Annotated in this window: 29 protein-coding genes; 20 read left to right on the top strand and 9 right to left on the bottom strand. The window is 68.5% G+C overall.

Annotated elements, in window-relative coordinates; translation table 11 throughout:
* Positions 1-141: 141 nt before the first annotated feature.
* Both ACEN8G_RS03275 and ACEN8G_RS03270 read left to right on the top strand, forming a co-directional pair.
* Positions 142-966: a phosphoheptose isomerase gene (locus tag ACEN8G_RS03275; protein ID WP_413418548.1), complete on the top strand. Its 825-nt coding sequence runs from the start codon at positions 142-144 to the stop codon at positions 964-966.
* Positions 967-1061: 95 nt separating this feature from the next.
* Positions 1062-1595, top strand: coding sequence for a glycine zipper 2TM domain-containing protein (locus ACEN8G_RS03270; protein WP_413740731.1), 534 nt, complete (start codon positions 1062-1064; stop codon positions 1593-1595).
* Positions 1596-1805: 210 nt separating this feature from the next.
* On the opposite strand, the gene ACEN8G_RS03265 is transcribed toward ACEN8G_RS03270, so the two are convergent.
* Entirely contained in the window at positions 1806-2027 is a 222-nt protein-coding gene (locus tag ACEN8G_RS03265; RefSeq protein ID WP_307117953.1) for a hypothetical protein, read from the bottom strand.
* 46 nt (positions 2028-2073) lie between these two features.
* Positions 2074-2667: an SOUL family heme-binding protein gene (locus ACEN8G_RS03260; RefSeq protein ID WP_413418919.1), complete on the bottom strand. Its 594-nt coding sequence runs from the start codon at positions 2665-2667 to the stop codon at positions 2074-2076.
* Positions 2668-2817: 150 nt separating this feature from the next.
* On the opposite strand from ACEN8G_RS03260, the gene ACEN8G_RS03255 reads away from it, so the two are divergent.
* The 7 genes from ACEN8G_RS03255 (at position 2818) to ACEN8G_RS03225 (ending at position 7635) form a co-directional block, all read left to right on the top strand.
* Positions 2818-3549 (top strand): hypothetical protein, encoded by a 732-nt coding sequence (locus ACEN8G_RS03255; RefSeq protein ID WP_413418917.1) that lies wholly within the window; start codon positions 2818-2820, stop codon positions 3547-3549.
* A gap of 75 nt (positions 3550-3624) precedes the next feature.
* The gene (crcB, locus tag ACEN8G_RS03250) at positions 3625-4002 is read left to right on the top strand and encodes a fluoride efflux transporter CrcB (RefSeq protein WP_413418915.1); all 378 of its coding nucleotides are present in this window, start codon (positions 3625-3627) and stop codon (positions 4000-4002) included.
* On the top strand, positions 3999-5306 hold the full coding sequence (locus tag ACEN8G_RS03245) for an RluA family pseudouridine synthase (RefSeq protein WP_413740730.1): 1308 nt from the start codon (positions 3999-4001) through the stop codon (positions 5304-5306). The genes crcB and ACEN8G_RS03245 overlap by 4 nt, the downstream gene beginning before the upstream one ends.
* Positions 5306-5908, top strand: coding sequence for an FMN-binding negative transcriptional regulator (locus ACEN8G_RS03240; protein ID WP_413418911.1), 603 nt, complete (start codon positions 5306-5308; stop codon positions 5906-5908). Before ACEN8G_RS03245 ends, ACEN8G_RS03240 begins: the two co-directional genes overlap by 1 nt.
* A 157-nt stretch (positions 5909-6065) precedes the next feature.
* Complete coding sequence (locus ACEN8G_RS03235; RefSeq protein ID WP_413418909.1) at positions 6066-6728, top strand: HAD-IA family hydrolase; 663 nt, start codon at positions 6066-6068, stop codon at positions 6726-6728.
* Complete coding sequence (locus ACEN8G_RS03230) at positions 6725-6958, top strand: hypothetical protein (RefSeq protein WP_307117946.1); 234 nt, start codon at positions 6725-6727, stop codon at positions 6956-6958. Before ACEN8G_RS03235 ends, ACEN8G_RS03230 begins: the two co-directional genes overlap by 4 nt.
* On the top strand, positions 6955-7635 hold the full coding sequence (locus tag ACEN8G_RS03225; RefSeq protein ID WP_413418907.1) for an ATP12 family chaperone protein: 681 nt from the start codon (positions 6955-6957) through the stop codon (positions 7633-7635). The genes ACEN8G_RS03230 and ACEN8G_RS03225 overlap by 4 nt, the downstream gene beginning before the upstream one ends.
* A gap of 93 nt (positions 7636-7728) precedes the next feature.
* On the opposite strand, the gene ACEN8G_RS03220 is transcribed toward ACEN8G_RS03225, so the two are convergent.
* The 6 genes from ACEN8G_RS03220 to fumC form a co-directional block, all read right to left on the bottom strand.
* Entirely contained in the window at positions 7729-8067 is a 339-nt protein-coding gene (locus ACEN8G_RS03220; RefSeq protein ID WP_413419053.1) for a DUF1428 domain-containing protein, read from the bottom strand.
* A gap of 2 nt (positions 8068-8069) precedes the next feature.
* Complete coding sequence (locus tag ACEN8G_RS03215) at positions 8070-8630, bottom strand: hypothetical protein (RefSeq protein WP_413419051.1); 561 nt, start codon at positions 8628-8630, stop codon at positions 8070-8072.
* A 23-nt stretch (positions 8631-8653) separates the two neighbouring features.
* A complete protein-coding gene (gmk, locus tag ACEN8G_RS03210) occupies positions 8654-9304 on the bottom strand; it encodes a guanylate kinase (protein ID WP_413419049.1) in 651 nt (216 codons plus the stop codon).
* Positions 9305-9340: 36 nt separating this feature from the next.
* Complete coding sequence (locus tag ACEN8G_RS03205; protein WP_413419047.1) at positions 9341-9556, bottom strand: hypothetical protein; 216 nt, start codon at positions 9554-9556, stop codon at positions 9341-9343.
* Positions 9553-9747, bottom strand: a complete 195-nt coding sequence (locus ACEN8G_RS03200) for a hypothetical protein (protein ID WP_413419045.1) — start codon at positions 9745-9747, stop codon at positions 9553-9555. Before ACEN8G_RS03200 ends, ACEN8G_RS03205 begins: the two co-directional genes overlap by 4 nt.
* Positions 9748-9907: 160 nt before the next feature.
* Positions 9908-11296 (bottom strand): class II fumarate hydratase, encoded by a 1389-nt coding sequence (gene fumC / locus ACEN8G_RS03195; protein ID WP_413419043.1) that lies wholly within the window; start codon positions 11294-11296, stop codon positions 9908-9910.
* 156 nt (positions 11297-11452) lie between these two features.
* Here fumC and ACEN8G_RS03190 point away from each other — a divergent pair, with 156 nt between their 5' ends.
* Complete coding sequence (locus ACEN8G_RS03190) at positions 11453-12133, top strand: PilZ domain-containing protein (RefSeq protein ID WP_413419041.1); 681 nt, start codon at positions 11453-11455, stop codon at positions 12131-12133.
* A gap of 295 nt (positions 12134-12428) precedes the next feature.
* Positions 12429-12698 (top strand): hypothetical protein, encoded by a 270-nt coding sequence (locus ACEN8G_RS03185; RefSeq protein ID WP_413419385.1) that lies wholly within the window; start codon positions 12429-12431, stop codon positions 12696-12698.
* Positions 12699-12734: 36 nt separating this feature from the next.
* Here ACEN8G_RS03185 and ACEN8G_RS03180 read toward each other — a convergent pair whose 3' ends face one another.
* A complete protein-coding gene (locus ACEN8G_RS03180) occupies positions 12735-13220 on the bottom strand; it encodes an SspB family protein (RefSeq protein ID WP_307117936.1) in 486 nt (161 codons plus the stop codon).
* Between the two features lie 71 nt (positions 13221-13291).
* On the opposite strand from ACEN8G_RS03180, the gene hisB reads away from it, so the two are divergent.
* The 9 genes from hisB (at position 13292) to ACEN8G_RS03135 (ending at position 19626) form a co-directional block, all read left to right on the top strand.
* Complete coding sequence (gene hisB / locus ACEN8G_RS03175; RefSeq protein ID WP_413419383.1) at positions 13292-13879, top strand: imidazoleglycerol-phosphate dehydratase HisB; 588 nt, start codon at positions 13292-13294, stop codon at positions 13877-13879.
* A gap of 104 nt (positions 13880-13983) precedes the next feature.
* Positions 13984-14586 (top strand): imidazole glycerol phosphate synthase subunit HisH, encoded by a 603-nt coding sequence (gene hisH / locus ACEN8G_RS03170; protein WP_413419321.1) that lies wholly within the window; start codon positions 13984-13986, stop codon positions 14584-14586.
* 8 nt (positions 14587-14594) lie between these two features.
* Positions 14595-15320, top strand: a complete 726-nt coding sequence (gene hisA / locus ACEN8G_RS03165; protein WP_413419323.1) for a 1-(5-phosphoribosyl)-5-[(5-phosphoribosylamino)methylideneamino]imidazole-4-carboxamide isomerase — start codon at positions 14595-14597, stop codon at positions 15318-15320.
* Between the two features lie 229 nt (positions 15321-15549).
* Positions 15550-16308 carry an imidazole glycerol phosphate synthase subunit HisF gene (gene hisF / locus ACEN8G_RS03160; RefSeq protein WP_413419319.1) on the top strand — a complete coding sequence of 253 codons (759 nt, stop codon included), beginning with the start codon at positions 15550-15552 and terminating at the stop codon, positions 16306-16308.
* Positions 16309-16436: 128 nt separating this feature from the next.
* Positions 16437-17429 carry a L,D-transpeptidase gene (locus tag ACEN8G_RS03155; RefSeq protein WP_413418696.1) on the top strand — a complete coding sequence of 331 codons (993 nt, stop codon included), beginning with the start codon at positions 16437-16439 and terminating at the stop codon, positions 17427-17429.
* 39 nt (positions 17430-17468) lie between these two features.
* Positions 17469-17672, top strand: coding sequence for a hypothetical protein (locus ACEN8G_RS03150; protein ID WP_307117932.1), 204 nt, complete (start codon positions 17469-17471; stop codon positions 17670-17672).
* A gap of 45 nt (positions 17673-17717) precedes the next feature.
* A complete protein-coding gene (locus ACEN8G_RS03145; protein WP_307117931.1) occupies positions 17718-18035 on the top strand; it encodes a phosphoribosyl-ATP diphosphatase in 318 nt (105 codons plus the stop codon).
* Positions 18032-19249: a hypothetical protein gene (locus ACEN8G_RS03140; protein WP_413418694.1), complete on the top strand. Its 1218-nt coding sequence runs from the start codon at positions 18032-18034 to the stop codon at positions 19247-19249. The genes ACEN8G_RS03145 and ACEN8G_RS03140 overlap by 4 nt, the downstream gene beginning before the upstream one ends.
* The gene (locus ACEN8G_RS03135) at positions 19249-19626 is read left to right on the top strand and encodes a histidine triad nucleotide-binding protein (RefSeq protein ID WP_413418692.1); all 378 of its coding nucleotides are present in this window, start codon (positions 19249-19251) and stop codon (positions 19624-19626) included. The genes ACEN8G_RS03140 and ACEN8G_RS03135 overlap by 1 nt, the downstream gene beginning before the upstream one ends.
* The last annotated feature ends 4 nt before the right edge of the window (positions 19627-19630 follow it).

Below are 19630 nucleotides of genomic sequence, written 5' to 3'. Positions count from 1 at the left end.
TAGCGCGGTCCCGTGGCTTCAAACAATCCTTTTCGCGGCGTGATTGTGTCAGAGCCGCAAGCACCCCCAATCAGCAATTGCGGCGGGAGCCCCGAGGGGGCATGCGCGTTTCACCCCCGAACAGTTTTCACGAGGTATTTTGTGACCGCTACCCTGCTTGCTACCCACCGCGTCGAGAAGCCCTGGGGCCGCCACACCCTGTGGCCCGGCTTTGCCGATCCCGCCGCGGATGGCGAGCCGGTGGGCGAGATCTGGTTCCAGACGCCGGGCAACGCCGCGCCCGACCTCCTCATCAAATACCTGTTCACCAGCGAGAAGCTGTCGGTACAGGTCCACCCGACCGACGAGCAGGCCCATGCCGCCGGCCTGCCGCGCGGCAAGGACGAATGCTGGGTGATCCTGGCGGCCGAGCCCGATTCGACGATCGCGCTGGGCACCAAGGAACCCACCGACCGCGAGACGCTCAAGCAGGCCGCGCTCGACGGCTCGATCGAGCATCTGCTCGACTGGAAGCCGGTCAAGGCCGGCGACTTCTTCTATTCGGGCTCGGGCACGATCCACGCGATCGGCGCGGGCATCACGCTGGTCGAAGTGCAGCAGAACAGCGAGACCACCTATCGCCTCTATGACTATGGCCGCCCGCGCGAGCTGCACCTCGATGCCGGCATCGCCGTGTCCGAGCCGGTGCCGTACCAGCCGCACCCGATGCCCGGCCGCGTCGCCGAGGACCGGGTGATCCTGGTCGAAGGCCCGAAGTTCGTGCTCGAGCGCTGGGAAGGCGGCAAGCGCAACCTGACCCTGCCCGAGGGCGTCACCGGCTGGCTGATCCCGCTGCGCGGCGAAGGCGTGGTCGACGGCGTCCCCTTCCAGGCCGGCGAGTGCCTGACGCTCGAAGGCAACGCCGAGCTGCATGCAGAGACGGGCAGCGACCTGCTCTTCGCCTATCCCGGCGAAACCCGCATCTGACGCATGGCTCCTGCGTGAACGGGACGTAGTTTCCCGTTCACGCAACCCCTCTCCGCCTAACACGTTGGTTGTTCGGGAAAACAAGGAGAGACTCCATGCGTATCCTTTTCGCCGCCGCCGGGGCGGCCGCCGCCCTTGCGACGCCGGCCGCCGCCCAGGGCTGGAACGAACGCGAGGCGCGCGCCGATTGCCGCCACGATCTGCGCAATTCGGACAGCCGGGGCGAGTATCGCCGCGAGCTGCGCGATTGCCGCCGCGACATCAACCAGGCGCAGCGCCGCGACGACCGCCAGTGGCGCCGCGATTATCGCCGCTATCGCAACTATGATTACAACCGCCTGCCCCCGGGCGAGCGCTACTACAACCCGAGCGACTATTATCGCGACGGCCGCTATTATCGCGAGCGCCGCCTGAGCCGGAACGACCGCATCTATCGCGGCAATGACGGCCGCTATTATTGCCGCCGCTCGGACGGCACGACCGGCCTGATCGTGGGCGGCGTCGCCGGCGGCCTGCTCGGCAATTCGCTGTCGAACGGCCGCAACGCCACGCTCGGCACGCTGCTCGGCGCGGCCGCGGGTGCGGCGCTCGGCTCGTCGATCGACCGCGGCGACGTGCGCTGCCGCTAACGGAGCTTGCCACGCAGGCAGAGAGGGGCCCGGCGGAAACGTCGGGCCCTTTTTGCATGCCCCATATTATCGTCACCCCGGCCATTTGCCGGGGTCCACCGGGAGGCGAGCATTGAACAAGAAGCGGAAGGATATAGCGAGAGGCACCGTGGACCCCGGCACAAGGCCGGGGTGACGGAGGAGGGAAACCGCCGCGCGTCTACCCGAAAATCAGAAGATGAACCCGCCCAGCCAAAGGCGGACGAAGCCGACGCCGGCCACGACGATGTTGAGGTTGCGCCCGCTGTTCGAGTCCGAAAGCGCGCCGAGCGCCAGGCCGACCACCGCGATCGGGATCACCAGATAGTTGAGCCAGCCGAGCAGCGGGATCAGCGCGATCAGCATGAGCGGCAGGGCGATGATCCCGACAAGGATCGAGAGCAGATTCAGCATGGCTGTCGCTATATCCCAACGAGAGTGTGTTATCAACATATAACAGTCAGGCCGCCAGCGGGATCATCACCTCGGTGCGGCGCAGGCGGGCTGGCGTGAAGGGCGAGTTGTAGAAGGCATGCTCCACCGGGCCGGCGGCGCTGAGGCCGTTTCGGCCGATCCAGGCGCGCAGCTCAGCCTCATAGGCGTCGAGCGCGCCCTCGCTGTCCGCGCCGGCGAAGCGCAGCGCCGCAATCCGGCGCGCCGGCAAGGTGCGCAGGCGGACGCCGCCGCGCGGATCGGGCAGCGTGTCGATGCTGGCATGGGGCGGCATCACGAAGCGGGTGCGCCAGCCGCGCCCGTCCTCGTCGCCGTCGGAGAGCACCGGCACGGTCATCGGCAGGCGGCCGCCAGACCGGTCCTTGCCGAAGACATAGTCGGCGAGCCGGGTGAAGCCGACCGAGAGCGCCGCCTGGCGCAGCCCGGGCACCACGGCTTCAGCGACGAGCAGGCGCGGATAATCGCGCACGCTGAACGCGCCGTCGCGCGTCACCATGTCGAATTCCGCTTCGTCCTCGGGCTTGAAGAGCAGGGCGTATCCGATGCCCGCGGCAATGGCGACAGCGACGCCGGCACCGACCAACTTCCCGTTCAGATGCATGCCCTACCCCTTCGATCTCGAGGCAATACGCACATGATCCGTCCGGGGTTCCGCTTATGGTTAACGCGTGCCGCGGCGGGAATCCACCCCGTCCCCAAGGCTTCCTTAACCTTCCTCGGGCATGAAAAAGCGCCAAAGGAGCGCGTTAACATGGTCCGCAACTACGTCCTGATGCTTGCCCTGCCCCTCGCGCTCGCGGGATGCGGCAGCCGTGGCAGCCTGGGCGACGTCGCCGATACGGAGAGCGGCAACGCCGCCGATCCGGCACTGGCCAGCGCGCTGCAGGACCAGATCATGGTCGATCCCCAGCTCGGCCGCCAGGCCAATGGCGATGCGATCCGCCCGCCGGGCCAGCCCTATTCGGGCGGCGTGCCCAACGACAATGTCGCGGCGAACGGCGGCAAGGTCGACAACGGCCAGCTGCTCAAGACCCCGGCGCCGACCCAGGCGACCAAGGACTGCACCCAGTGCGCCGCGGCGCGCGAGGCCGTCACCCTGGGCGGCCTCGCCGCGCGCCAGAAGGATCCGAAAAGCAACCAGTGCGCCGCCTCGCTGCAATATGCGGCGGGCTGGGCGCAGCGCCTGCCGCGCGACCTGCCGCTCTATCCCCAGGCGCGCGTGACCGAGGCCGCGGGCAGCACCGCCGGCGCCTGCCAGCTGCGCGTGGTCAGCTTCTCCTCGCCCCAGCCGATGCAGGTGATGCTCGACTGGTACTACACCAGGGCGGTTCGCGCCGGGTACACCGGCGAGCATCAGGTCGACGGCCAGGAGCATATCTTGGGCGGCACCCGCGACAAGGACGGCGGCGCCTACGTCCTGTTCCTCACCGCCCGCCCGGACGGCGGCACCGACATAGACATGGTCGCGAACAACGGGATCTGAGAATCCTCCCTCGCGAAGCGGGGGAGGATTTTGCTCTGGGTTCCCCTCTCCCCGATTCCGCGCTAACCGCTCGGGATGCCAGCCCTGTTCCTCGTCATGCTCGGCGGCGCCTTCGGCTCCGCGGCGCGCTATCTGACCGGCAAGCTCACGCTCGCCTGGTTCGGGCCCGATTATCCCTGGGGAACGCTTGCCGTGAACCTGATCGGCGGCTTCCTGATGGGACTGCTCGCCGGCACGCTCGCCAGGATCGGCCAGGGCGGCGAGCAGTGGCGCCTGCTGATCGGCGTCGGCGTGCTCGGCGGCTACACGACTTTCTCCGCCTTCACCCTCGACCTGATGAACATGGTCGAGCGGGGCGACTGGGGCCTCGGCCTCGGCTATATCTTCGCTTCGGTCCTCGGCTCGGCGCTCGCGCTGTTCGCGGGCCTCAGCCTATTGCGAGCAATTCCATGACCTCCCCGAAAGCCCAGGACGCCGTCCGCCAGTTCACCGTGAAGCCCGATGACGACGGCATCCGGCTCGATCGCTGGTTCAAGCGGCATTTGCCGGACACCAGCTTCAACATCGTGTCGCGCTGGGCGCGCACCGGGCAGCTGCGCGTCGACGGCGCGCGCGCCAAGCCGGGCGACCATGTCGCGATGGGCCAGGTGATCCGCGTGCCCCCGGCCGAGGCGCCCCAGCCCGACAAGCCGGGCCGTCCCCGGCCGAAGAAGCGCATCGACCTGAGCCCGGAGCAGATCGACTTCGCCCGCAGCCTGGTGATCCACCAGGACGACGCCGCGTTCGTGCTCAACAAGCCGCCGGGCCTGGCGACGCAGGGCGGCACCAAGACCACCGAGCATGTCGACCAGCTGCTCGACGCGCTCCAGTACGACCTGGAGGGCCGGCCCAAGCTGGTTCACCGGCTCGACAAGGACACGAGCGGAGCCCTGCTCGTCGCCCGCACCGCCCGCGCCGCGGCGGCCTTCTCGAAGAACTTCTCCAGCCGCACCGCGCGCAAGGTCTATTGGGCGCTCGTCGTCGGCGTGCCGAGCATCGAGGACGGCATGATCGAGCTGCCGATCGGCAAGCAGCCGGGCACCGGCGGCGAGAAGATGCAGGTCGACGAGAAGGAAGGCCAGCCGAGCCGCTCGCGCTACCGGGTGATCGGCCGCGCCGGCAACCGCGCCGCCTGGGTCGAGCTCCAGCCCTTCACCGGCCGCACCCACCAGCTGCGCGTCCACATGGCGGCGATCGGCTTCCCGATCGTCGGCGACGGGAAGTACGGTGGTCCCGAAGCATTCCTGACCGGCGGGATCAGCCGCAAGATGCACCTCCACGCCCGCCGCATCCGCGTCGATCATCCCGATGGCGACAAGATCGACGTGCGCGCGGCGCTGCCCCACCATTTCGCCGAATCGCTCCACACGCTCGGCTTCGAGGAGGCCGAGGGCGACGCGCTGCAGCTCGACGACGGGCCGCCGCCGATGACCAAGGAGCAGCTCAAGGCCAATGCCCGGGCGCATGCCAAGACGGTGCGCAAGGAGCGCCGCGGCCGCGCCGCTCGCCGCGGCGAAGGCCCGAGCGGCGACAAGCCCGCTCCCCGCAGTGGCGGCAAGCCGAGCACGCGCAAGGCGCCGGCCGCCAAGCCTGGCGGCAAGCCCGCAGCCCGCAAGCCCGGTGGCACGAAGCCGGGCGGCAAGCCGGCACCTCGCGGTGCTGCCCGCCCCGCCCCGCGCACCGGTGGGGACAAGCCCCGCGCGCCGCGGAACCGCTGATGCACCCGCACCCGGCCTTCCGCTGGGAGGACCGCCCGGCGATCCGCGATCTCGTGCGTGACATCGGCTTCGGCGCGCTGTTCGCCGCGACGCCCGACGGGCCGCGCGTCGCGCATGTCCCGCTGGTCTGGCTGGACGAGGAAACGCTCGGCTTCCACCTCGCGCGCGGCAACGGCATCGCCCGGCACCTCGACGGCGCCACCGGCCTGTTCAGCCTGCAGGGGCCGGACGCCTATGTCAGCCCCGACTGGTACGGCGCCGGCCCGAACGAAGTGCCGACCTGGAACTATGTCGCGGTCGAGCTCGAAGGCCAGGTCACCCGCACCGATAACGCGGGACTTGTCGCGATCCTCGATGCGATCAGCCACGAGCAGGAGCGCCGCCTCGCTCCCAAGCCGGCATGGACGCGCGGCAAGATGGACCCGGCGCTCTTCGCGAAGATGACCGGCGCGATCATCGGCTATCGGCTCGAGGTCCAGGCCTGGCGCGGCACGCTCAAGCTCGGCCAGAACAAGCCCGACGCCGCCCGCCTCTCGGCCGCCGACGCGCTCGACTCCCAGGGCCGCCGCGCCATGGCCGCGCTGATGCGGGGGACGAAATGAGGGCGCTCCTCCTCAATCCTCCCTCGCGCAGCGGGGGAGGTGGCGCGCGCAGCGCGACGGAGGGGGCGTCTCCGCGCGCGCATCGCCTGCGGCCAGCCCCCCTCCATCACCGCCTTCGGCGGCGGTCCCCCTCCCCCGCTTCGCGAGGGAGGATTGGATGACCAACCGCCTCGCCGTGTTCGATTGCGACGGCACGCTCGTCGATTCGCAGGTCAATATCTGCCGCGCGATGGAGGCGACCTTCGATGCGCACCGCCTCGCCCCGCCCGGCCGCGGCGACATCCGCCGCATCGTCGGCCTCAGCCTCGTCCCCGCCATCGCGCAGTTGCTTCCCGAGGCCGAGCCCGCGCTGCACGAAGCGATGGCCGAGGAGTACAAGCGCGCCTTCCACGCGATGCGCGCCAGCGCGGCGCTCGATCCCGAGCCGCTCTATGACGGCATAATCGAGACGATCGAGGCGCTCGACGCTGCCGGCTGGCTGCTCGGCGTCGCCACCGGCAAGTCCGATCGCGGGCTGCGCCTGATCCTCGAGCATCACGGCCTGCACGCCCGCTTCGTCACGCTGCAGACCGCCGATCGCCACCCCTCCAAGCCGCATCCCGCGATGCTCGAGCTCGCCATTGCCGAGGCCGGCGCCGCGCCCGAGACCACTGCGATGATCGGCGACACCAGCTTCGACATGGCAATGGCGCGCGCCGCTGGCACCCACGCCGTTGGTGTGCTATGGGGATACCACACGTCCGGGGAGCTGCTCGGCGCCGGCGCGCACAGGCTCGCCGACCATGCCAGCCAGCTCCCCGCGCATCTGGAGGCTCTATGACCGACGCCGATCGCCTTGCGATGAAGCGCTATTACATCATCGTCGCGGTCAACATGCTGGGTACCGCGGGCGCGGTGGTCGGCCTGCTGGTCGCCGGCCGCGCGCAGCATTACGGCATGACCGTCTTCGGCGGCGCGATCCTGCTGTCGTCGCTCTATTTCATGGCGGTGGTGCCGCGCTTCCTGGCGCGGCGCTGGAAGACGCCGGCGGAGGTCGTGCCCGAGGCATGAAGCGTTTCTGGAAGGAAGTCAGCGTCGAGAACGGCCAGGTGGCGCTCGACGGCAAGCCGGTGCGCACTCCGGATCGGGCGCCGCTTACCCTGCCCACCCCGGCGCTGGCCGAGGCGGTGGCCGAGGAATGGCGCGCCGTGGGCGACACGCTCGATCCGCGCGCGATGAGGCTCACCGGGCTCGCCAATGCGGCGATCGACAAGATCTCCGCCGATCCCGCCCCCTTCGCCCAGGGCCTGGCCGCCTATGGGGAGAGCGACCTGCTCTATTACCGCGCCGGGGATCCCGAGCCGCTGGTGCTGCGCCAGGCCGAGGCCTGGGACCCGCTGCTCGACTGGGCGCGCAGCCGCTACGACGTGCATTTCGAGACCGCGACCGGCGTGATCCACAAGGCCCAGCCCGAAGCGACAATCTCCCGGCTCGCCGAGGCGGTGCACGCGCTCGATCCCTTCCGCATCGCCGGCCTCTCGCCGGTGGTGACGATCAGCGGCTCGCTGGTCGGCGCGCTGGCGCTGCTCGAAGGCGCGATTCCCGCCGAGACGCTGTGGCAGGCCGCGCATGTCGACGAGCTGTGGCAGGCCGAGCAATGGGGCGAGGACGAGCTGGCCCTGGCCGCGCGGGAGAACCGCCGGACGGACTTCCTGGCCGGGGTAAGGTTCCTGGAGTTGCTCGCCTAGACCGTCATCCCGGCGAAAGCCGGGATCTCAGGCGAAGGCGCGGGGAAGGAGCCGCGCGAGATCCCGGCTTTCGCCGGGATGACGGATGCTTTTTCAAAGCGCCCCGAAACACCCCAATATCAGCCGCTTCGCATCGAAGGGCACTTCCCCCTCCACTTCCAGGCTGCCGTCGGCGTGCATCGCCGCCTCCGCCGCGTCGAGCGTCGCCTTGTCGGGCCAGACCTGCCAGGAGAGGACGATCTTCTCCCCCGCCTGCGCCGCCACTGCCTTGCGGAAGTCGGTCACCGATCCGTCGGGGACGAAATCCTCCCAGGCCTCGGTGATCTCCAGGCAGCCATGCGCCTTGAAGATCGCCGCGCCGCGCGTGGCCCATGCGCGATAGGCCTCGCGCTTCGCCTCCGGCACCGGGATCACCAGCGCGCAGATGTACATGGTCAGATGCGCGTCACGATCGGCCGCGGCAGCGCCCAGGCGAGCACCGCCCCCGCCGCTATCCAGCTCGCCACGTCGCTCACCCACAGGTAGAAGAAATAGCCCCAGGGCGCGTGGTTGAAGATCGGCTGGCCGAGATCGGAATAGGCGGTCACCGCCACCGCAGTGATCGCCACCAGCTTCAGCCGGTCGGCAAAGCCCAGGGTCGCCGCGACCATCCGCAGCGCGAAGCCGGCAAGCAGCGCGCAGACGATTGCCAGCACCAGCCCGCCGATCAGCGCGGCGCTGTCCGGATTGGCAAAGCCGCCGGTGTTGAACAACACCATCGCCGTCGGCCCCTGGCCGTAGAGCTGGGTGCCCTGCGGCGTGCCCGGCCAGGGAATCGGATAGGCGCCGCTGCCGAGCGGCCCGAGATGCTGGGCGAGTGCCGCCTGCACCGCCGCCGTGGTCGCAGCATCGGTCTTGGAAAGCGCGAGCAGGCTGAGGGGCGTGCCCCAGAAGATGAAGCCTACCAGCCACATGGCGAGCCCACCGAGCGCGCCGCCGAGGAACAGTCTAGCCATCATAACCCTCCCCTTTGGGAAGGTTACTTCATCAACCCGCGGATGAATCCGATCAAGCCCGTCTGGCGCGAGCGCTTGAGCCGCTCGGCATTCAGGATCGTGTGGACCGAGCGATAGCATTGATCGACATCGTCGTTGACCAGCACATAGTCATAGCCGTCCCAGTGGCTCACTTCGGCGGCCGCGCGCGCCATGCGAGCGTCGATCACTTCGATCGAGTCGGTCGCGCGATTGACCAGCCGCTGGCGCAGCTCGACAAAGGACGGCGGCAGGATGAACACGCGGACCACGTCGCCGCCAGCCAGCTGGAACAGCTGCTGCGCGCCCTGCCAGTCGATGTCGAACAGCACGTCGCGGCCCGAATCGAGGATCTCCTCCACGGTCGTGCGCAGCGTGCCATAGCGATGGTTGAACACGTGCGCCCATTCGAGGAACTCGTGGTTGTTCGCGATTTCGCGGAACCGCTCGAGATCGACGAAGTGATAGTCGACGCCGTCCACCTCGCCCGGGCGCATCGGCCGGGTCGTGACGGAAACGGACATCTGGAGATGCTCGTCGGCGGCGAGCAGCTTGCGCGCGATCGTCGACTTGCCGGCGCCGGAGGGCGAGGACAGCACGAACAATACGCCGCGTCGCTTGAATCCGTGCGGGTCGGTCTCGGTGGAATGGGGCATGGGTGCCTTTGGCGTGGGAGTCCCCTCCCCGTCAAGCTAGGACCGGACGTATCGCACGCGCCGTTTCGGGAACACCAGCCGCCAGAAGAAGCGCAACACCAGGAAAAGCGCCGCCAGCACCCAGCCGACCGGCCCCATCCGGGCGAGCAACCGCTCGACGCCCAGGCCGATCAGCGCACCCTTCACGCCGCCCTTGCCGTCGGCGCGGTCGATCCGGTTGCCCAGGTAGGCGCCGAGCAGCTTGCCGATCATGCCGCGGGCTCGCGGCCACGGGTGAAGTGGTGGTACGCATAGGCCGCGCCACCGATCACGATGGCCGCGGGCACGATCTTCTTCACCGCCTTCCAGGTCAGCACGCCGGCGAGCGCGCCCAGCGCCCCGCCCTCACCGTCCGCCCGGTCGATGCGGTTGCCGATCCAGCCTGCGATTGCGTCCCCGATCATGGTTGCTCCGTCGTAAGTGGTTACGAAGGAAGAAAGATCGGAGACCGTAGGAGTTCCCTCGCCCCCACCGTCATCCCGGCGAAAGCCGGGATCTCAGGCGGAGGCGCAGGAGAAAGAGCCGCACGAGATCCCGGCTTTCGCCGGGATGACGTCCTTTTTCTTACCTCCCGATCATCGTCTCGGGTCGCACATACTGGTCGAACGTCGCCTCATCGACCAACCCAAGCGCCAGCCCGCTCTCCTTGAGCGTCAGGCCCTTCTCATGCGCGTTCTTGGCGATCTTGGCGGCATTGTCATAGCCGATCGCCGGTGCCAGCGCGGTCACCAGCATCAGCGAGCGATCCACCAGCGCCTTGATCTGCGACTCGTTCGCCTCGATCCCATCGACGCAGCGCTCGGCGAAGCTGGTCATGCCGGTCGAGAGGAGCGAGATCGAGCGCAGCACGTTCGCGCCGATCAGCGGCATGAACACGTTGAGTTCGAAATGGCCCTGCATGCCGCCGACGGTGACCGCCTGGTTGTTGCCGATCACCTGCGCCGCGACCATCGTCAGCGATTCGCACTGGGTCGGGTTGACCTTGCCCGGCATGATCGAGCTGCCCGGCTCGTTCGCCGGCAGCGACAGCTCGCCCAGGCCCGAGCGCGGACCCGAGCCGAGGAAGCGGATGTCGTTGGCGATCTTGTTGAGCGCCACCGCCAGCGTGTTCAGCGCGCCCGAGAAGAAGACCAGCCCGTCCTTGGCCGCCAGCTGCTCGAACTTGTTCGGCGCCGGCTCGAACTGCGTGCCCGCAATGTCCGTGATCGCCGCCGACATGTCCTCGGCCCAGCCCTCCGGCGCGTTGAGCCCGGTGCCGACCGCGGTGCCGCCGATCGCCAGCTTGCGCAGGTTGCCGTTCAGCGCCCCTTCGATCCGTGCCTTGCAGCTGATCAGCTGGGCCGCATAGCCACCGAATTCCTGGCCAAGCGTCAGCGGGGTCGCGTCCTGGGTGTGGGTACGGCCGATCTTGATGATGTGGTCCCAGGCCTCGGCCTTGGCGGTCAGCGAAGCGGTGAGCTGGTCGAGCGCCGGAATCAGCTGGTCGCGCGTCGCCAGCACGGCGGCGACGTGCAGCGCGGTCGGGAAGCTGTCGTTCGACGACTGGCTCATGTTGACGTGGTCGTTCGGGTGCACCGGCGACTTGCCGCCCTTGGTGCCCGCCAGCACGAAGTTCGCGCGGCCGGCGATCACTTCGTTGACGTTCATGTTGGTCTGGGTGCCCGAGCCGGTCTGCCAGATCACCAGCGGGAACTGGTCGTCCAGGTCGCCCGCGACGATTTCCTGCGCCGCTGCCTCGATCGCATCGGCGATTTTCGAATCCATCCCATGCTTGCGGTTCACCCGCGCCGCCGCCTGCTTCACGATCGCCTGGGCATGGACGATGCCCAGCGGCATGCGCTCCATCGCGCCGAACGGGAAATTCTCGATCGAGCGCTGGGTCTGGGCGCCCCAATAGGCGTCGGCGGGAACTTCGATCGCGCCGATCGAATCGGTTTCGGTCCGGGTGGTCACATCAGGCCTTTCATCTGGATCCGCCTCTCGCGGAGTCGCCGCGGCTCTACCGCCTTGCCCCCCGCGATTCCAGCACCCCCGCGCAGGCGTCTGGCCCGGCAGGAATTTTGAGGGCCGTTAACCAACTGTGCGTGCTTCGCTTCTTACAATGGAATCATGCACGCCGGCGCACATCTTCCCACTTCCCACGGATCGCAGGAGCGCGCGCCGCGCAAGAACCTGTTCCTGGCGGCCGCGATCGAAGCCGATGCGCTGAAGGTGGCGGTGCGCATCCGCAACCTTTCCGAGGGCGGCGCGATGCTCGACGGCTCGGTGCTGCCGCGCGCCGGCACCCCGCTGGTGCTGCGCCGCGCCGAGATCGAAGTCCCCGCCCGAGTCGTCTGGCAGAGCGAGGGCCGCTGCGGCGTCGCCTTCGATCACAGCGCCGTCACCGTCGACGAATGGATCTCGGGCAACCGCGTCGCCAGCTTCGAGGGCTATCGCGGCCAGGCGCGGGTCGATGCGATCCAGGAAGCGGTGCGCAGCGGCACTGCCCTGCCCGCCGAGCCCACCCCGCCTCCCGCCGCGCCGGCCATGGCCGATCTCGGCGAGCGGCTGGTCGAGGAGGTCTTCCATGTCCGCGAGCTGCTGAACAGCCTGGGCGAGCGGCTGGTCGAGGACCCGCACGTCATCGCCCAGCATCTCGAGGCGCTGCAGAATCTCGACCGCGCCAGCCAGATCCTCGAGCATCTCGGCTCGATCCTCGGCGCCGAGGACCCCGGCGCCGCGGCCCAGGCCGTAGCCATGCAGGACCTGCGCGCCCGCCTGCTCCGCCCGTCCAGCGCCAACGACGGCTAGGGAGCAAAGGCTCTCAACCTTCGGTTCCCCGGCGAAGGCCGGGGCCCAGTTGCAATGTCTTTCGTGAGGTTCCGGCGCGCTCGATGATGCGCCGAGACTGGGCCCCGGCCTTCGCCGGGGAACCGAAAGAACCACACACCCATATGACTAAAGGCCGGCCGAATAGGCATCCCCGTTTCGGGGCTAAATCTCCTCCGCGCGCGATTGCCCTGGCCGGCATCGCCCCCTTAGTCTGCCCGCACGGAAACAAGGGTCGCATCCGTCGGAGAACACAGGCTTTTCGAGGAGAACCATCATGTCCAGACTCTCGATGCGTCGCACGCTGATCGCGGTGGCGGCCACCGCCGCGCTGCCCGCCCTCGCTGCCGCCGCGCCCGGCGGCGAAACCCTCTACGTCCACCAGTATTTCAGCGACGACAGCTATACCGAACAGGTCGGCCGCGAGCTCGACCGCTGCACGCAGCAGGGCGTGCAGGCCGGCACGCTGTTCGGCACCTGGACGCCCTATGTGATCGACACGCCCACGGCGATCTGCCGCGACGGCAACAAATATCCGCTCGAATGAGGCATTGGGGGCGGTGCGCCTGCACGGCGCGCCGCCTTACTTCTTCCGCTTGAAGTCCACCGAGACGACGTTCGAGCCGTCCTCGACGGGCTTTGCCGCCGGCCCGTCATTCTCCGCTTCCTCGTGCTGCGGCTCGTCCTGCTCGGCGCCCTCGGCCGCCTGGAAGCGCAGCTCGAAGTTCACCGCCGGATCGTGGAAGCCGGTGATCGCCGAGAACGGGATGTTGAGCATCGCGGGAATCTGGTTGAAGCTCAGGCCCACCGAGAATTTCTCGCCGTCCACCTTCAGGTCCCAGAAGCGGTGCTGCAGGACGATAGTCATCTCGTCCGGGAACCGGTCGATCAGCCGCTGCGGGATGTCGACCCCCGGCGCATGCGTCTTGAAGGTGATGTAGAAATGATGCCCGCCGGGCAGGTTGCCCGTCTCGGCAACCGAGCCGAGCACGCGGCCGACGACTGCGCGCAGGGCCTCCTGCACGATCTCGTCATAGGGAATCAAGCTATCGGGCACGTTGCCAGTCATGCCCCTTGGGTAGCGCAAGGAGCCGCACGGTCAAGATTGCATGCGCGGCAACCTTCGTTATGGGGGTCGCGATGCGCACCGCCACCATAAGCCGCAAGACGAGCGAGACCGCCGTCGACGTCACCGTCAACCTCGACGGTACCGGAGCCTATTCCGTTTCGACAGGGATCGGCTTCTTCGATCACATGCTCGAGCAGCTGAGCCGCCATTCGCTGATCGACATGGAGGTGAAGACGGTGGGCGACCTCCATATCGACCAGCACCACACGGTGGAGGACACCGGGCTGGCGATCGGCGAGGCGATCCTCAAGGCGCTCGGCGACAAGAAGGGCATCCGCCGCTACGCCGACGCGCTGTCGCCGATGGACGAGACGCTGACCCGCGTCGCCATCGACATCTCCGGCCGCCCCTATCTCGTCTGGAAGACCGAATTCTCGCAGAAGCGCCTCGGCGAGATGGACACAGAGATGTTCGAGCACTGGTTCCACAGCTTCGCGCAGACCGCGGGCGTGACGCTCCACATCGAGACGCTCTACGGCACCAACAACCACCATATCGCCGAAGCCGCGTTCAAGGGCCTGGCCCGCGCGCTGCGCGAAGCGGTCGAGATCGACCCGCGCAAGGCGGACGTGGTGCCGAGCACCAAGGGGGTGTTGTGAAAATCTCCCCTTCCGCTTGCGGGAGGGGTCGAGGGGGGGCCTGTCACGGCACCTCACCCACGTCGCTCCCTCCCCTAGCCCCCTCCCGCAAGCGGGAGGGGAATGTGACCATCGCCCTCATCGATTACGGCGCGGGCAATCTCTATTCGGTCCACAACGCGCTGAAGGCCGCGGGCGCGAGCGATATCGCGGTCACCGCCGATCCCGAGGCCGTCCTCAAGGCCGATCGCATCGTCCTCCCCGGCGTCGGTGCGTTCGGCGCCTGCGCCGCGGGCCTGCGCGCCATCCCGGGCATGGTCGAGGCGCTGAACACCCGCGTTCGCCAACAGGGCGCGCCGTTCCTCGGCGTCTGTGTCGGCATGCAGCTGATGGCCGATGCGGGCGAGGAAATGGGCACGCACCCCGGCCTCGGCTGGATCCCCGGCACCGTCCGCGCGATCGCCCCCGCCCCCGGCGTCCATGTCCCGCACATGGGCTGGAACGACGTGATCCCCGCCTCCCCCCATCCGCTGATCGAGGCCGGCGAGGCCTATTTTCTCCACAGCTTCGCCTTCACCGGTGCGCATGTGCTGGCCACCACCGATCATGGCGGCCCGGTCACCGCGGCGATCGGCCGCGACACCATGATCGGCGTCCAGTTCCACCCCGAGAAGAGCCAGCGCTACGGCATCGCGCTGGTCGAAAGGTTCCTCCAGTGGCGTCCGTAGACAATGGCCTGATCATCTTCCCCGCGATCGACCTCAAGGGCGGCCAGGTCGTCCGGCTGGCCGAAGGCGACATGGACCGCGCCACCGTCTATGGTGACAACCCCGCCGCCCAGGCCGAGCTCTTCGCCCAGGCCGGCGCCGAATGGCTGCACGTGGTCGACCTGGACGGCGCCTTCGCCGGCGAATCGGTCAATGGCGGCGCGGTCGCGTCGATCCTCGAGAGCTTCGGCGGCCATATCCAGCTCGGCGGCGGCATCCGGAACCGTGAATCGATCGACCGCTGGCTCGATCTCGGCGTGCAGCGCGTGGTGATCGGCACCGCCGCGCTGGAAAACCCGGACCTGGTCCGCGAGGCCGCCCGTGACAATCCCGGCCGCATCGTCGTCGCCGTCGACGCGCGCGACGGGCTGGTCGCCACCCGCGGCTGGGCGGACGTGTCGGACGTCGCGGTGGTCGATCTCGCCCGCCGCTTCGAGGATGCCGGCGTCGCCGCGCTGCTGTTCACCGATGTCGGCCGCGACGGCCTGCTCAAGGGCTGCAATGTCGAGGCGACCGTGGCACTTGCCCGCGCCGTCTCGATCCCGGTGATCGCCAGCGGCGGCGTCACCGACATCGCCGACATCCATGCGCTCCGCCCCCATGTCGCCGACGGTATCGAAGGCGTGATCACCGGCCGCGCCCTATACGACGGCCGCCTCGACCTCGCCTGGGCAATCGAAGTGGGCCGGGCATGAGGTTCACGCGAAGCCGCGAAGCCGCGAAGATTTTGTTCGCGCAGAGGCGCAGAGAGCGCAGAGCTGTCTCGCGCTGCGCCAACGGCGCCCTCAATTACTTGGCTTCCAAAATCCCTGCCGCCGACGCGGCACATGGGCTCGGCACCAGCGCAACCTCTCTGCGTCCTCTGCGCCTCTGCGCGAACCCCCTTCTTCTTCGCGCCTTCGCACCTTCGCGCGAGCAAATCGCATGACCGTCCGCGCCCGCGTCATCCCCTGTCTCGACGTCGCCAACGGCCGCGTCGTCAAGGGCGTCAACTTCGTCGACCTGATCGATGCCGGCGACCCCGTCGAGCAGGCCCGCGCCTATGACGCCGCCGGCGCCGACGAGCTCTGCTTCCTCGACATCACCGCATCCCACGAGGCGCGCGGCACGATCCTCGACGTCGTCCGCCGCACCGCCGAGGTCTGCTTCATGCCGCTCACCGTCGGCGGCGGGGTGCGCAGCGTCGAGGACGCCCGCGCGCTCCTCCTCGCCGGTGCGGACAAGGTCGCGGTCAACAGCGCCGCCGTCACCCGTCCCGAGGTCGTGGCCGAGATCGCCGAGAAGATGGGCAGCCAGTGCGTCGTCGCCTCGGTCGATGCGCGCCGCACCGCCGCCGGCTGGGAAGTCTTCACCCATGGCGGCCGCAAGCCGACCGGCATCGACGCGGTCACCCACGCCATCGCCCTCGCCCATCTCGGCGCCGGCGAGCTGCTGATCACCTCGATGGACCGCGACGGCACCAAGGACGGCTATGATCTCGAGCTGATCCGCACCATCGCCGATCAGGTGACCGTGCCGGTGGTCGCCAGCGGCGGCGTCGGCAATCTCCAGCATCTGGTCGACGGCATCACCCAGGGCCATGCCAGCGCCGTGCTCGCCGCCTCGATCTTCCATTTCGGCGAGGCCAGCATCGCCGACGCGCATGCCGCGCTGGCCGCGGCGGGGATTCCGGTGCGCAGCTAGACCGTCATCCCGGCGAAAGCCGGGATCTTGTGCGGCTCTATTCCCGCCTTCGCCTGAGATCCCGGCTTTAGCCGGGATGACGGACAGCACTTAACCCTTCCCCAACCCCCGCCGCGCTAGGCCAAGCCATGCTCAAGCCCATGCTGTGCGCCGCCGCCCTGCCCCTGCTTTGGGCCAGCCCCGCGCTCGCCCAGGGCGCCAAGGCCAGCTCCCCCGTGGAGCTCGCCCGCGATATCGACCGGCTCAAGCCCGGCGAATGGGTCTGGGCGCCCGAAGTCGCGCCGGCCGGCCCGATCCTCGTCTATGTCGATCTCTCCGCGCAGCGCGCCACCGTCTATCGCAACGGCGTCCGCATCGCCGCGAGCACCGTCTCCTCGGGCAAGCCGGGGCACGAGACGCCCACCGGCGTGTTCACCGTGCTGCAGAAGGACGCGAAGCACCGCTCGAGCACCTACAACAACGCCCCCATGCCCTTCACCCAGCGGCTCACCTGGGACGGCATCGCGCTCCATGCCGGCGGGCTTCCTGGTTATCCGGAGAGCCATGGCTGCGTGCACCTGCCCTATGATTTCGCCAGGGCGCTGTTCGCCGAGACCAGCCTGGGCGTGACCGTGGTGGTCCAGGGCAACGCCGCCGACCATATCGACACCACCGAGGCCAGCCTGCTCGCCCCGCTCGACGCGAAGGGCAAGCCGTCCGCGCCCCAGCCGCTCGACGGCGAGGCCTATCGCTGGCAGCCCGAGCGCGCACCCAGCGGCCCGCTCACCATCATCGTCTCGAAGAGTGACCAGCGCATCGTCGTGCTCCGCGGCGGGGTCGAGATCGGCCGCAGCGCCGCGCATATCGACGACAATGATCCCGGCTCGCACGTCATCACCCTCACCCGCGGTGCCGACGGCAGCGACAATTGGGTCTATGTCGGCCTGCCCGGGCACAGCGAGGATGCCGGCCGCACCCTCGACGAGGCGACGCGCAACCGCGTGCAGATGCCCCGCGCCTTCTACGAGGCGGTGAAGGCCGTGCTCGCGCCGGGCACGACGATCCTCGTCACCCAGTCGCGCGTCGGCGCCACGCCGGGCAAGCACATCACGATCATGGACGCGGTGCCGCCCGCACCCTGATTAACGCTTTGTCGGTGCTTTGCGCCTAGGGTCGCGCCCATGCGCACCGCTCTCCTGCCCCTGGCCCTGCTCGCCGCGATCCCGGCCTTCGCCGCCGACGAGCCGCCGCATACCGGCCGCGCGGGCAGCCGCTCGATGCCCGAGCTGTCGGACCTGGCGCTCGCCGCCTGTGCCGCCGGCGGCATCTGGTTCGTCCGCCGCCAGCTGCGCGCCCGCTTCCGCAAGACATCGCCCAAAGACTGACGGCGCAGGATTGACAGCGGCGCGCGCCTCCCGCAGCCGGGAGCCATGGCCGATCCGCTCGACATCCTCGAACAGACCATCCGCGCGCGCCGCACCGCGAGCCCGGACAGCTCCTATGTCGCCAAGCTCACGCATCGCGGCCGCGCCAAGATCGCGCAGAAGCTGGGCGAGGAAGCGACCGAGACGGTGATCGCCGCGATCCAGGACGACCGCGAGGAGCTGACCAAGGAAGCCGCCGACCTCGTCTTCCACCTGCTCGTGCTGCTCGCCGATGCCGGCTTGGGGTTGGACGACATCCGCGCCGAACTGGCCCGCCGCGAAGGGGTTTCGGGAATCGAGGAAAAGGCCAGTCGCCCGGCATGAGCCGGCAGCACGCAACGCCGGTGCTGCTCCCCGCCAGCGGGGAAACCGTGGCGCTGCAGCCGCTTTCGTTCGACGGCGGCCCCGGTCAGGTCAGCGAAGCGGACATCCAGGCGCTCGTCCATGCCTATCCGCAATGCCTGCCGATCGCCGAGATCGATTCCGCCTTTGTCGGCGCGGTGCCGATCTGTACCGAACTCCGCACCAACGCCGGCGCCATCGACAATTTTCTGGTGACCCCGGGCGGCATGCCGGTGCTTGTCGAATGTAAGCTGTGGCGCAATCCAGAGGGGCGGCGAAAGGTCGTCGGCCAGATCCTCGACTATGCCAAGGAACTGAGCCGCTGGTCTTCGGCCGACATCCACCGCGAAGTCGCCGTTCGTACCGATCGCGAGGACGGCCCGTTGCTCCAGATTCTTCGGGAAGCAGGGCATGAGATAAACGAGATCGCGTTCAACGATGCGCTCACGCAGAATCTTCGCCGGGGCAGATTCCTGCTCCTGATCGTAGGCGATGGCATCCGTGAAGGCGTGGAAGCGATCGCGGAATATCTTCAGCGCCACGCGGGGGCGCACTTCTCGCTCGGGCTGGTCGAGATGCCGATCTACTTGGCACCGGACGGTGCTCGTCTCGTAGTACCCCGCGTCCTAGCCCGTACCCATCTCATCGAACGTCACGTCATCGTTGCACCGGATGATATGATCGTGGTCGATCCACAGGAGCCGACCGCCGCCCGGGAAATCGATCCGGATGCGGCCGCCATGGCCGCGGAACGGCAGCAATTCTGGACCGATTTCCAGGAAAGGCTCGTTCTCGACGATCTCGAGCAGCCGGTCGGCAAACCACCCAGGATGGGCTACACCACGCTCTCCATGCCGGTACCTCGCGGCGTCAGCTGGCTGACCGTCTATCGTGACATGTCGCTCGGTGAAGTCGGGATATTCCTGTCCTATCACCACGATACGCTTGGCGAACGTGTCGCGCACGCGATCGCCGAGGACCGCGACGTGGTGCTGGACGAACTAGGCGGCACGGCGCAGTTCATCGATAACAAGGGCAAGCCGCGGCTGATCGACAAGCTGCGTGTTGGCCCCTTAAACGATCCGGCCAATCGCGAGGCAGCACTTGCCTGGCTGCGCGCTCGCACCAATGACTTCGTCAATATATTGCGGCCGCGCATCCGCGCCCTGGCCCTGGATCTCGCAGGAGAAGCCTGATGCCCATCGACGCCACCCAGCCCTATGACGACCAGAACGTCTTCGCGAAGATCCTGCGCGGCGAGATCCCGTCGAAGAAGGTTTTCGAGGACGAATTCGCCCTCGCCTTCCACGACATCAACCCGCAGGCGCCGCATCACATCCTGGTGATCCCCAAGGGCCCCTATGTCTCGTGGGACGATTTTTCGGCCAAGGCGAGCGACGCCGAGATCGCCGGCTTCGTCCGCGCCGTCGGCCATGTCGCGCGCGAGGCTGGCCTGGTGAAGCCCGGCTACCGGCTGCTCGCCAATACCGGCACCAATGCGCACCAGGAGGTGCCGCACCTCCACGTCCATCTCTTCGCCGGCCGCCAGCTCGGTCCGATGCTGTCGCGCTGAGCGG

Origin of the sequence: Sphingomonas sp. Sphisp66 (genome assembly GCF_047324325.1) — a bacterium.
Taxonomy (GTDB): Bacteria; Pseudomonadota; Alphaproteobacteria; order Sphingomonadales; family Sphingomonadaceae; genus Sphingomonas.
This window is presented reverse-complemented; position numbering and strand designations above follow the sequence as displayed.